The sequence below is a fragment of the Actinosynnema sp. ALI-1.44 genome (genome assembly GCF_001984155.1).
GTDB lineage: Bacteria > Actinomycetota > Actinomycetes > Mycobacteriales > Pseudonocardiaceae > Kibdelosporangium.
This window is the reverse complement of record NZ_MTQO01000026.1, coordinates 47,896-60,156: the sequence shown is the minus strand read 5'-3', so window position 1 is coordinate 60,156 and position 12,261 is coordinate 47,896. Positions and strand designations below refer to the sequence as shown.

The following is a 12,261-nucleotide window of genomic DNA, read 5'->3' as shown; positions in this document are numbered from 1 at the left end:
ATGCCGGTACTCGAGGCCTCGGGCGTTCACAAGGCGTACGGCGGGGTGATCGCCCTGCGGGACTGCGAGTTCTCCGTCGAGCCCGGCAGCGTGCACGCCCTGCTCGGCGAGAACGGCGCGGGCAAGTCCACCCTGGTCAAGATGCTGGCCGGGGTGGTGCGGCCGGACGGCGGCACGATCCGGCTGGACGGCGAGCCGGTGCGGTTCACCAACTCGGCCGACGCGGCCCGGCACGGTGTCGCGGTGGTGTCGCAGGAGCTCAACCTGTTCCCGGACCTCGACGTGCTGGCGAACCTGTTCACCAAGCGTGAACCGTTGCGCGGGTTGTTCTTCGACCGGCGCGAGATGATCGCACAGGCCGAGCCGGTGCTGGCCGAGCTCGGCCTGTCGGTCCCGTTGCGCGCCCCGGTCAGCTCGCTGACGCTCGCGCAACGGCAGCTCGTGGAGGTCGCCAAGGCGTTGCTGACCAAGCCGCGTGTGCTGATCCTCGACGAACCGACGTCCGCGCTGGACGACGACAGCACCCGGCGGTTGTTGGGTCTGCTTGAGGTGCTGCGGCAGCGCGAGGTGGCGGTGGTGTTCGTGTCGCACATCCTCGAAGAGGTCATGCAACTGTCCGATGTGGTCACGATTCTGCGGGACGGGCGGGTCGTGATGGCCGGGGTCGACCGCAAGACCCTGACCATCGACGACATCGTGCACGGCATGCTCGGCGACCGCCCCCCGGCGGCGGTGGCCCCGGAACGCCGCGAGCTTGCCGAGGACGCGCCTCGCCTCGTGGCCGAACACATCACGGTTCCCGGCGTGCTGGACGACGTCAGCCTTGACGTGCGCACCGGCGAGATCGTCGGCCTCGCGGGCCTGATCGGCGCGGGCCACCAGGCGTTGCTGCAGGTGATCGCCGGAACCCAGGCGGCGACGGGAACACTGCGGCTGCCCGGTCAGCAGGAGGCCGGGGCGCCGCCGCGTGGGCTGCGGCAGGCGGTGCGCCAGGGTGTCGCGCTCATCTCCGGCGACCGCGGGCTGGGTCTGATGGCCGAGAAACCCGTGTGGGAGAACGTGATCCAGGTCCGCACGATCGCACTGGGCCGGGACGGCCGGTTCCTGTCACGCGGGGACCTGCGTGAACGCGCTCGTTCCGCGATCGCGGGTCTCGGCGTCCGCACGGCCGGTGTCGACCAGCACGCCGGTCAGCTGTCCGGCGGCAACCAGCAGAAAGTCGTGCTGGCCAAGTGGTTGGCCGCCAACCCGTCGACGGTGTTGTTGGACGATCCCACACGGGGTGTGGACGTCGGCGCGAAGGCGGACATGCACGAGCTCGTCCACACCGCGTCGGACAAGGCGGTCGTGCTGTTGTGCTCGACGGATCTGGACGAGATCGTGTCGTTGTGCCACCGCGTCCTGGTGTTCCGCCGCGGGCGCGTCGCCGCGCAGTTGAGCGGTGACGACCTCACGCGCCACCGCCTGCTGACCGAGATGAACGCCCCCGAGTAGCCGGTCACACCGCGAGGTCGTGGCTGACGTCGTGGTTGACACGGTACTCGCGGGGCGAGACCCCGTAGGTGGCCTTGAAGACCCGGCTGAAGTGCGCCGCGTCGACGAAACCCCACTGCGCGCCGATCGCGCCGACTGTCTTGTCGCGCGCGACCGGCGCGACCAGGTCGCGGCGACACTGCTCGAGCCGCCGTTCCCGGATCATCCGCGACACGGACGTGGACTCGGCGCGGAACAGCTTGTGCAGGTAGCCGACCGAGATGTGGCTCGCGGACGCCACCATCTCCGGGCCGAGCCCGGGGTCGTCGAGGTGGTCCTCGATGAAGCACCTGATCCTGGTCATCAACGCGTGGATCGGGTCGGCCGGCTGGTACCCGCTGCCGCCGAGCAGGTCGGCGTAGAGCGTGCCGAGCAGGTCGACGATGTTGTCGGCGAGCCGGGCCGACTGCGGGCCGCTGATCTCGTCCAGCCGGGTCGCCAGGTTGACCAGCAGCGGCGCGACGAGCCCGCCGATCCCGGTGCGGCCCGACACGCGCCGCGCGGTCATCTCCCGGACGGCGTCGTAGGGCAGCCGTAACTCCCTGTGCGGGAACATCAACACGAGCAGGCGGCACGAGTCGTCGAAGGAGACCTGATAAGGCCTGCTGGTGTCGTATACCGCCAGGTCACCGGGTTGCAGCAGGGTCTCCCGGCCGTCCTGGCGCAGCATCACGCACCCGCGCAGCGGCATGCTCACCTTGTAGTAGGGGGTTTCGGTGCGCGCGATGTGCCGTTGCGTGCGGGCGGCGCGGTGCGGGCCTGCGGTCACCCGGTTCACCACCACCGGGCCGAGGATCTCGCCGGAGATCTCGCCGCGGAAGCCGCGCGGGTCGGGGAACGTGAAGTCGAGCGGCACGAAGGCCTCGGCGACCGCGGCGCGCCACGCGTCTTCGCGTTCCCTGACCGAGACATCGGCGGTGTTCACCAGCACTGGCATGGCAACCTCTTCGTTGCGTCACAGGCGAGAGTCGGGCCGATCATATACGATTATGAGCCCGGTGTCCGGGAACGTTTCGTGCACGATCCGACAAGCACAGACGCCTGACGGACAAGCCCTGGCCACGGCCCCCGCTGAACACTCGAACCATGTCCGAAGCTCACGCCGACACCGCCACACGGCTGTTGATCGGTGGTCACTGGTTGCCCTCGTCGACCGGGCAGACCTTCCTCACCCGCGATCCGTCCACCGGCAACGCGCTGCGCGAGATCGCGGAGGCGTCCCCCGGTGATGTGGACGCGGCGGTGGCCGCGGCCCGCGCGGCGATGAACGACCCAGCGTGGAGCGGCCTGCCCCGCAGGCAGGTGAGCCAGTTGCTGTGGCGCCTGGCCGACCTGATCGAGGCCGACGCCGACGCCATCGCACGCCTGGAGACCAGCGACAACGGCCAGCCCTTCGAGGTCTCGCGCAACGTGACCATCCCCGGCACGGTCGAGCACCTGCGTTACTTCGCCGGGTGGGCCACGAAGATCGAGGGCCGCACGGCGCCGATGTCCGATCCGAACGTGTTCCACTACACCCGCCGCGAACCGGTCGGGGTGTGTGCGCTGATCCTGCCGTGGAACTTCCCGCTGATGATCACCGCGTGGAAGCTCGCACCCGCGCTGGCCTGCGGGAACGCCGTGATCCTGAAACCGGCCGAGCAGACGCCGCTGACGGCGGTGCGGCTGGCGGAACTGTGTCAGGAGGCGGGCTTCCCGGCGGGCGTGGTCAACCTGCTCACCGGTGGACCGTCGGTGGGCAAGCGCTTGGTCGAGCACAACGACGTCGACAAGGTGTCGTTCACCGGCTCCACCGATGTCGGCCGCGAGATCCTCCGGACGAGCGCGGGCAACTTCAAGCGGGTCACGCTCGAACTGGGCGGCAAGACCCCGATGATCGTCGCACGGGACGCCGACATCGACGCGGCGGTCACCGGCACGGTGCAAGGCGCCCTGTTCAACAGCGGCCAGGTGTGCGCGGCCTACTCGCGGTTCTACGTGGACAGCGCGCGGTCGGACGAGTTCGTCGAGAAGGTCGCGGCCCAGGCCGCGGCCGTCCGGCTCGGGCCGTTGATCAGCGACGAACACCGGTCCTCGGTGGACGGATTCGTCCGCCGGGGTGTGGCCGAGGGCGCGGAGCTCGTCACGGGCGGGAAACCGGTCGCTGGGGACGGGTACTTCTACGAGCCGACGGTGTTCGCGGGCGTCCGCGACGAGATGTCGTTGGCCCGCGACGAGATCTTCGGCCCGGTCATCCCGGTGCTGACCTACGACGACCCGGACGAACTGGTGGGCAGGGCCAACGACAGCGCGTACGGCCTGGCGGCGTCGGTGTGGACGAAGGACCTCGTCACCGCGCACCGCCTCGCGGCGTCGGTCAAGGCGGGCGCGGTGTTCGTGAACATGCTGCACGTGCCCGACCCGGCGGCCCCGTGGGGCGGTTTCAAGGCCAGCGGCATCGGCCGCGAGATGGGGGCGTACGCGCTCGACGCGTACACAGAGATCAAGGGTGTCTTCATGAACTTGGCAACGGAGGAATCGTGACCAACCCGCAGCTCATCATCCAGGAGCACTACGCCGCCTCCGGCCGTGGCGACCTCGACGGCATGGTCGCGGCGTTCGCGCCGGACGTCGAGTGGACCGAGATGGCCGGTTTTCCTTACGCGGGAACATATCGCGGCGTGGAGGAGATCCGCGAGCAGGTGTTCGGCAGGCTCGGCGGCGAATGGGACGACTACCAGGCGATCCCCGAGGAACTGATCAGCGTGGACGACCACGTGGTCGTGTTCGGCACGTACGCGGGCGTGTTCACCGCGACGGGCAAGCACATGCGGGCGCGGTTCGTGCACCACTGGACTGTGCGCGGCGGGCAGGTGGTGCGGTTCGAACAGTTCACCGACACACACCTGGTCCGCGAGGCGATGCTCATGGGCGACGGCGGCGAATGATCATATATTATCGGCCTGGCGAAGGAAGTCGCGCAGGTTGCGTTTGAGGATCTTGCCGACCGGGTTGCGCGGCAGCGCCTCGACGACCTCGAGGCGTTCGGGCAGTTTGTAGGTCGCGATGTCCTGCTCGATGAGGTGGTTCACCAGATCAGGCAGCGTGATGGTCGTGTCCGGCCGGGGCACGACCACCGCGCAGACCCGCTCGCCGAGCACGTCGTCCGGGTATCCGACGACGGCGACGTCGGCGACCGACGGGTGGCCCGCGATCAGCGTCTCCAGCTCGGCGGGCGAGATGTTGACGCCGCCGCGGATGACGATGTCCTTCGCCCGGTCGACGTACCGCAGGAACTCGTCGTTCTCGCCGTCGATGACGAACACGTCACCGGTCTTGAGGAAACCGTCGTCGTCGAACGGGCTCGGCGCCTGCGACCCGGCGAGGTAGCCGGGAAAGAGACTGGGGCCCTTGAGGTACAGCTCGCCCGGCCGCCCAGCCTCGGTGATCTCTTCACCGGTCTCCTGGTCGACGAGCTTGACCGCGGTCTGCGCGGCGGCCGCGATCGTCCACTTGCGACCGCCGCCGTAGCGCGGGAAGAACCGCGCCCGCTGAGCGGGGTCGGTCATCACCTGCACGTCGGTCATCAACGCGATGCCCTCGTTGGACCCGAAGAAGTTGATGATGCTGATGCCGTACTTGTCGTACCAGCCGCGCACCATCCACTCCTGCAACGGAGCCGAACCGCTGCCGATCTGCCGCAACGTGGACAGGTCCGTCATGGCGAGCAGGTCCTCGCGCCGCAGCAGCAAAGCCAGCACCGCGGGCGGAGCCACGGTGTAGGTGATCCGTTCGTCCTTGATCTGCCGCAGGAAGACCGCGAGGTCGAACGGGTGGTGCTGGACGAGTACGCACCCGGTCCACAGCCACGGCAGGAACATCCCGCTGATACCGGCCATGTTCACCATGGGGAACGGGTTCAACAGCCGCGACTCGTGCGTCAGGCCGGGCCCGGACACAGTGCCCTGCGTCATCGTCAGCCAGTCGCAGTGCGCACGGGGGACGCCCTTGGGACGGCTTTCCGTGCCGGAGGTCCAGCAGATCGTGATGCAGTCGTTGGGGTCGACCGGATGCTCGGCCTCATGAGCCCGGACGCGGCCACGATCATCCTCGCCGACAGTCGCCCCGAGCCTGACCGCGCCAGGCACATCGGACGGCCCGAAGTAGAGGACCGTGCGCAGTGAAGGGATCGAAGCGCGCGCGTCAAGGACTTCCGTGACATGCGAGCGTTTGCCGATCCGATCGGCGGTCAGGAAAGCCGTGAACTCGCTGATGGTGCCCAGTTCGACCATCTCGTGCCCGCGGTACTGAACAGGCAGCGGCGAGACGATCGCACGCACCCGCCACGCCGCGAGATAGGCCACCGCCAGTTCGATGCTGTTGGGCAACTGCACCGCGAGGACGTCGCCCTCGCCGATGCCGTTGGCGAGCAGCACCGCCGCCAGGCCGTCGACCTCGTCGTCCAGCTCCCGCCAAGTCAACCGCCGAGGGGGCAGGTCGACCAGGTCGGCTTTGTCGGCCGGATCGACGATCGCGGTCTCGTCGGCGTACCGGTCGACGCAGTCGGCGAACAGCTGGTGCACGGTCTGGTCGGTCCACCACCCCTTACCGGTGTACTCCGCGACCCGCTCGGGCGAATGCGTCGGTCTTGCTGGCATTTCGACCTCCCTCCACCTGCGGTAAGTCGTTCGTCGCGGTCGCGCACGACTCGCACCGACGCGCCCCGCAACCGTTCCCCGCGGTCGCTGCACCGTAGTCGTGGATGGAAAGTGCGGCCGCACTGGGTATGGTCAGCCGCAGCGCCGGTCCTTCACGACACCGTAGCGCCCGTCCCGCCGTTGGTTGTAGTAATGAGGGTGTTTCCACCTGGTTTCGTCGTCGCCACCGCCTAGGAGGCTTGAGCATGGACATCGAGGTCTTGGGACGTGCGTTGACGACCCTGCCCGCGGACGACGACCACCCGTACCGCACCGGGCCGTGGCGTCCGCAGCAGGTGGAGCGCAGCGCGGAGAACCTCGAAGTGGTCGGGGAGATCCCGGCCGACCTGGACGGCGTGTACCTGCGCAACACCGAGAACCCGGTACACCCGGCCGTGGAGATCTACCACCCGTTCGACGGCGACGGCATGGTGCACGCCGTCGGCTTCCGCGACGGCAAGGCGTTCTACCGCAACCGGTTCATCCGCACGGACGGTTTCGTCGCCGAGCAGGACGCCGGCCGTGCGTTGTGGGCGGGCCTGGCCGAGGACCCGCGGCGTTCGCCGACGCCGACCGGCTGGGGTGCCCGTGGCCGGATGAAGGACGCCTCCAGCACGGACGTCGTGCTGCACAACGGGGTGGCACTGACCAGCTTCTACCAGTGCGGCGACCTCTACCGGCTGAGCCCGACCACGTTGGAGACGCTCGGCAAGGCGACGTGGAACGGCGGGTTCCCCAGTGACGTCGGGGTTTCCGCGCATCCGAAGTTCGACGAGCGCACCGGTGAGTTGCTGTTCTTCAACTACGGCACAGAGGCGCCGTACATGCACTACGGCGTGGTCGACCGCGCGGACAATCTCGTCACCTACATCGACGTGCCCCTGCCGGGGCCGCGGTTGCCGCACGACATGGCGTTCACCGAGAACTACGCGATCCTCAACGACCTGCCGCTGTACTGGGCGCCCGAAGCGTTGGCACAGGGCAAGTACGCGGCCCGGTACTACCCGAACACCGCGTCCCGGCTCGCGGTCATCCCACGCCATGGCACCACCGCGGACATCAGGTGGTTCGAGGCGGACCCCACCTACGTCCTGCACTGGACCAACGCCTACGAGGAAGGCGACGAGATCGTCCTCGAAGGCTTCCACCAGAGCGACCCGGTGCCACCGTCTGGCGGCGGAACGCTCTACCAGCGGATGTTCCGGTTCCTGGACAACAACCAGCTCGGCGGGCGCCTGCACCGCTGGCGGCTCGACCTGACCACCGGTCTGTGCAAGGAGGAACAGCTGAGCCCGACGCCCAGCGAGTTCGGCATGATCAACCAGCGGTACGCGGGCCGCAAACACCGCTACAGCTACGCCGCCACCTCACCGGCAGGCTGGTTCCTGTTCGACGGCCTGGTCAAGCACGACTCGCTGACCGGCGGGCAGGAACGCTTCGAGTTCGGGGAAGGCGTCTTCGGCAGCGAGACGGCCATGGCACCACGAACCGGTTCCACCGCCGAGGACGACGGCTACCTCGTCACGATCACGTCGGACATGAACCGGGACCTGTCCGAATGTCTGATCTTCGACGCCCGCGACATCACCACGGGCCCGATCGCCCGGATCCGCCTGCCGGAACGCGTCAGCAGCGGCACGCACTCCACCTGGGCGCCGGGTGCCCTGATCACGGGTTGGGACGAGCAGGACGACCCGGCGGTCGCCGTCGGCCTCTGACTGCTGATAGGTTTCGCCTCGTGGCGGACGTGGCACTGCGGGCGGTCGACGATGCCGACCTCGACGCGCTGTTCGAGCAGATGCGTGACCCGGAGTCGGTGCGGATGGCGGCGTTCACCGCCAAGGACCCCGACGACCGCGCCGCCTTCGACGCCCACATGGCGAAACTGCGGACCAGGCCCGACATCACGCTGCGGGCCGTGACCCTTGACGGACAGTTCGTCGGCACCATCTCCAGCTTCGTCATCGACGGCGACACCGAGATCACCTACTGGATCGACCGTTCCGCCTGGGGACAGGGCGTCGCCAGCCGAGCACTCGCGCTGTTCCTCGACATGGTCACGGTTCGGCCGATGCACGCCCGCGTCGCCAGCGACAACGCCGGATCGCTCCGGGTCCTGCTGAAGGCAGGCTTCGCGATCACGGGCACAGAGGTGTCCTACGCCAACGCCCGCGACACCGAGATCGAGGAAACCCTGCTCCGGCTCGACTAGAACGTGGTGTTGGCGAAGCCGTGCTTGGCGATCGCCGACAGCATCTGCTGGTACGGCGCCGCGCCGCTGGTCGGGTCCCCGGAGACGCCGAGTGCCGACTTGGCGGAGGTGTAGGCGGCCTGCGTCAACGGCCCCCATTTGCCGTCGATGTCGAGGCCGGCGTTGCGGAAGTTGTTGCACATGGCCTGGATGAACTTCACGTCACTGGACGAGCCGGTGCCCAGCCGGACCGGCGTGCCGCCGAAATCCGCGTGGATGTGGTCGGCGTGGTCCGCGTTGTACCAGCCGTTGAGCACCCACCGGAACCGGCGCCGCGTGACCGCGTCCAGTGCGAGATAACGCCTGCGCAGTGCGACATTGCTCGACGCGTGGTGTTTGTCCAGCGGCGTGCACACCGTTCCGCTGCTCCACTGGATGTGGTCGATGTCCGCCGCCGTTCCCGCGCCGTGCTCGCCCGGTTTGTTGACGTAGAAGCCCGCGGACGCCACATAGGAGACCGTGCCGTAAGCGGTGGACAGCGACCGCAGGTCACGGATCCACAGCACGAGCCGGTCGTAGAACGCCTGTGTGCACTGCCAGTTGCGGGGAGTCGTGTTGGGGCGGTTGGCCCGCCAGTAGTAGACAGGTGTGCCGTCGATGGTGCTGAACGTGATCATGGTGCCTCCTCAGATCCGTGCCGTGACGAGGCGGCCGTCGACAAGCCAGTACGAGAGCGGGCCGCGCCGGGTCCGTACCGCGCCCACCGCGTGCGCGTCCTGGGGGACGGCCACCGGTTCACGTCCGGCGCCGACGGTTCCCGTGATCGCCGCGGAGCCGCCGATCGCGTTGGCGACCCACCGGACGCCACCCGGCTCCAGCAGCAGGCCCTGCACCGCCGCGTCCGGCACCGTGCCGTCCGTGCTCCAGGAGGCGCCGTCAGGGGAGCGGTACAGCGTTGTGCCTTCTTGCGTGATCGCGGCGGCGACCCAGCCGGACCTGTTGCCTGACAACGTCGTTATGGCCAGTTCCGCGGTGGGCTCGAGCCCGGTGACGGGGACTTCGCTCCACACGCGACGCTCACGGCGAGCGGCGATCGTCTGCGCAGGTGCGCGTTCCTCGGTGAGCACGGATCCCAGTGCCATGGCTGTGCCCGGTCCGAACCCGACACCGGTGAACTCCGCGTTCACACCCGCCAGGCGCATGGCTTCGCGCCATGTCACGCCATCGGCCGACTCCCACACCGTCGCCTCGGTGAACGGTGGCGCCGGGCGGGATCCCACAGCCAGGACGCCTCGCTCATCGGTGGCGACGTCGAGGACAGCGGCACCGTCCAGTCCGGTGGTCGGGTAGGTCGTGCCGTCCTCGTCGACCAGGACCCAGCTCGTGCCGAGCAGGCACAGTGCTTTGGCCGCCTGGCCGAGCACGGCCACGCCCGCGGCGCGGGAGAGGGTTTCTTGTGCTGTGGCGGTGCCGACGCCCAGGAAAGCGACTCCGGTCATCCCGAGTACGAAGCTCCGGCGGGGTAACTGGCAGGCGCGCTCGTTCATCGCTTCTCCGTCCGGTATGACCACCCGCAGGGTCTGGTTGGTTAATCCTTTACGGGAGCAAGGGGGAGCCTATGCGCCGCGCAGCGGCCTGTGAACCGTTTTCACGTGGATGGAAGTACATCTGGTTCGGCGGGAACCGAAAGCCCTGTTCGGCCGACCATCTGGGCAGCCCCGATCGAACACAGCTGAACCGAAGGGACTTTCCAGGTGAGCATGCAGGCGGTCTACGTGGTCAAGGGGATGACATGCGGGCATTGCGTGTCGTCGGTGACCGAGGAAGTGAGCCAGATCCCCGCCGTGCGCGATGTGCGGGTCGATCTGGCCACGGGCCACGTGACGGTGTCGAGCGAATCCGCACTCGACACCGACGACGTCACCCGTGCGGTCAGCGAAGCGGGATACGAGCTGGCCGGCCGCGTATAAGAGGACGACCCGCGGCCTCCGTCCGCCCGGTGGCCACGGGTCGTCCCCCGCCGGTCGACGATCAGTCCGCTGTGGACAACAGCGGGACTACTTCCGTTTGCCGGTGGGGGTCTTCTTGCGTGGGCCACTGGTCGGGGTGATCCGTTCGCGGCGGACGGTCGGCTTCTTGCCCTTGATCGTGCTGTGCCGCAGGGCCTGGATCACTTCGTCCACCGCGGACTCCGGGATCTCCACGAGCGAGAAGCGGTCGGCGATCTCGATCGCGCCGATGTCGCGGCCGGTCAGGCTCGACTCGCCCGCGATCGCGCCGACCAGGTCCTGCGGGCGGATCCCCGCGTTGCGGCCGATACCGAGGAACAGCCGGGCCACGTCGTCGCCCGACGCACGGCGCCTGCCCGCCGGACCGCCGGTGCGGCGCTCGGGCCTCTTGCGCCCGCCCACGTCCGCGACGTCCGGGATCTCCTCGTCGTCGGCGACGATCCCGCTCGACTCGTGCGCCAGTTTCACCGCCGCCAGCGCGACGTCCATGATGTCGAACTCGTCGGTCAGCGTTTCCACCACGACGCGGAAGCGGTCGAGGTCGTCGGTGAGCAGGCTTTCCTGCAGTGCCGCGCGGGTCAGTTCCAGCCTGCGGGCTCGCAGGTCCGCCACAGTCGGTACTTTCTCGACCGTGATCGGCTGTTTGGTCACGCGCTCGATCGCCTTGAGCATCCGGTGCTCGCGGGGCTCGGCCAGCGTCAGCGCCACGCCCTCGCGGCCCGCGCGGCCGACACGGCCGATGCGGTGCACGTACGCCTCGGGCGCCGACGGGACGTTGTAGTTGATCACGTGGGTCAGCTGTTCCACGTCGAGCCCCCGGGCCGCGACGTCCGTGGCGATCAACAGATCCGCTGTCCCGGCACGCAACCGTCCCATCACGCGGTCGCGCTGTTCCTGGCTCATCCCGCCGTGCAGGGCCTCGGCGCGGTAGCCGCGGCCGTTCATCGTCTCGGTGAGCTGGTCGACCTCTTCCCGGGTCCGGCAGAAGACGATCGCCGACGTCGGCGCCTCGACGTCCAGCACGCGGCCGAGGGTGGCGGGCTTGTGCGCGCGGGCCACCACGTACGCGCTCTGGCGCACCAGCGGGGTCTTGCCGCCGTCGGTCGACTCCGCCCGGCCCATCTGGATCTTCACCGGTTCGCGCAGGTGGCGGCGCACGATCCCGTCGACGCGGGACGGCATCGTGGCCGAGAACAGCACGGTCTGCCGCTCGTCGGCGGTCTCGTCCAGAATCGCCTCGATGTCCTCGGCGAATCCCATGTCGAGCATCTCGTCGGCCTCGTCGAGCACCACGGTCCGCACGCCGCCCAACCGGAGCGTGCCGCGGCCGATGTGGTCGAGCGCGCGGCCCGGTGTGGCGATCACCACGTCGACGCCGCGGTCGAGGGCCTGCAGCTGACGGCCGATCGGTGCGCCGCCGTAGATGGGCAGGACGGTCACGCCGAGGTCGCGGCCGTAGCGGTGGAACGCCTGGGAGACCTGGACAGCCAGTTCACGCGTGGGTACGAGCACCAGTGCCGCCGGGTCCTTGCCCAGTCTCTCCTCGGAGAGCGTCTGGAGCACGGGCAACGCGAACGCAGCCGTCTTGCCGGTCCCCGTCGCGGCCTGGCCGAGCAGATCCTTGCCCTGCAACAAGGGCGGGATCGCCTCGCGTTGGATCGGCGTCGGCTCCTCGTAGCCGAGGCTCGACAGGGCCGCCAGCAGTTCGGGCCGCAGCGCCAGATCCCCGAAGCTCGCCGTGTCCTCCCGCGCGTTCGATTCCACTTGCCACCTTCCAGTGTTTTGAAAGCTCATTGTCGTGCACGTCCGCGGGCGCCGCCGCCGGGGGAGGACGGGGTCCGCGGTGGGCGGC

The 12,261-nt window shown here is 68.9% G+C and carries 11 protein-coding genes; 6 read left to right on the top strand and 5 right to left on the bottom strand.

Annotation, left to right across the window (positions count from 1 at the left end):
* The gene (locus ALI144C_RS03195; RefSeq protein ID WP_076985475.1) at positions 1–1,494 is read left to right on the top strand and encodes a sugar ABC transporter ATP-binding protein; all 1,494 of its coding nucleotides are present in this window, start codon (positions 1–3) and stop codon (positions 1,492–1,494) included.
* Between the two features lie 4 nt (positions 1,495–1,498).
* On the opposite strand, the gene ALI144C_RS03190 is transcribed toward ALI144C_RS03195, so the two are convergent.
* Positions 1,499–2,470 carry a helix-turn-helix domain-containing protein gene (locus ALI144C_RS03190; protein ID WP_076985474.1) on the bottom strand — a complete coding sequence of 324 codons (972 nt, stop codon included), beginning with the start codon at positions 2,468–2,470 and terminating at the stop codon, positions 1,499–1,501.
* 149 nt (positions 2,471–2,619) lie between these two features.
* Here ALI144C_RS03190 and ALI144C_RS03185 point away from each other — a divergent pair, with 149 nt between their 5' ends.
* Together ALI144C_RS03185 and ALI144C_RS03180 are read left to right on the top strand one after the other, a co-directional pair.
* The gene (locus tag ALI144C_RS03185; protein WP_076985473.1) at positions 2,620–4,056 is read left to right on the top strand and encodes an aldehyde dehydrogenase family protein; all 1,437 of its coding nucleotides are present in this window, start codon (positions 2,620–2,622) and stop codon (positions 4,054–4,056) included.
* Positions 4,053–4,460 carry a nuclear transport factor 2 family protein gene (locus ALI144C_RS03180; protein WP_076985472.1) on the top strand — a complete coding sequence of 136 codons (408 nt, stop codon included), beginning with the start codon at positions 4,053–4,055 and terminating at the stop codon, positions 4,458–4,460. The genes ALI144C_RS03185 and ALI144C_RS03180 overlap by 4 nt, the downstream gene beginning before the upstream one ends.
* Here the strand turns inward: ALI144C_RS03180 and ALI144C_RS03175 are convergent, their stop codons facing one another.
* On the bottom strand, positions 4,461–6,170 hold the full coding sequence (locus ALI144C_RS03175; protein WP_076985471.1) for a class I adenylate-forming enzyme family protein: 1,710 nt from the start codon (positions 6,168–6,170) through the stop codon (positions 4,461–4,463).
* 245 nt (positions 6,171–6,415) lie between these two features.
* Between ALI144C_RS03175 and ALI144C_RS03170 the strand changes: the two genes are divergently transcribed.
* Positions 6,416–7,927: a carotenoid oxygenase family protein gene (locus ALI144C_RS03170; protein ID WP_076985470.1), complete on the top strand. Its 1,512-nt coding sequence runs from the start codon at positions 6,416–6,418 to the stop codon at positions 7,925–7,927.
* Positions 7,928–7,947: 20 nt separating this feature from the next.
* The gene (locus ALI144C_RS03165; protein WP_076985469.1) at positions 7,948–8,421 is read left to right on the top strand and encodes a GNAT family N-acetyltransferase; all 474 of its coding nucleotides are present in this window, start codon (positions 7,948–7,950) and stop codon (positions 8,419–8,421) included.
* On the opposite strand, the gene ALI144C_RS03160 is transcribed toward ALI144C_RS03165, so the two are convergent.
* Complete coding sequence (locus tag ALI144C_RS03160) at positions 8,418–9,077, bottom strand: extensin family protein (RefSeq protein WP_076985468.1); 660 nt, start codon at positions 9,075–9,077, stop codon at positions 8,418–8,420. The genes ALI144C_RS03165 and ALI144C_RS03160 overlap by 4 nt on opposite strands.
* A 9-nt stretch (positions 9,078–9,086) precedes the next feature.
* Positions 9,087–9,947, bottom strand: coding sequence for a hypothetical protein (locus ALI144C_RS03155; RefSeq protein WP_143230370.1), 861 nt, complete (start codon positions 9,945–9,947; stop codon positions 9,087–9,089).
* 213 nt (positions 9,948–10,160) lie between these two features.
* Here ALI144C_RS03155 and ALI144C_RS03150 point away from each other — a divergent pair, with 213 nt between their 5' ends.
* Positions 10,161–10,370 (top strand): heavy-metal-associated domain-containing protein, encoded by a 210-nt coding sequence (locus ALI144C_RS03150; RefSeq protein ID WP_076985466.1) that lies wholly within the window; start codon positions 10,161–10,163, stop codon positions 10,368–10,370.
* A gap of 87 nt (positions 10,371–10,457) precedes the next feature.
* Here the strand turns inward: ALI144C_RS03150 and ALI144C_RS03145 are convergent, their stop codons facing one another.
* Positions 10,458–12,203 (bottom strand): DEAD/DEAH box helicase, encoded by a 1,746-nt coding sequence (locus ALI144C_RS03145; protein WP_076985465.1) that lies wholly within the window; start codon positions 12,201–12,203, stop codon positions 10,458–10,460.
* Between the last annotated feature and the right edge of the window lie 58 nt (positions 12,204–12,261).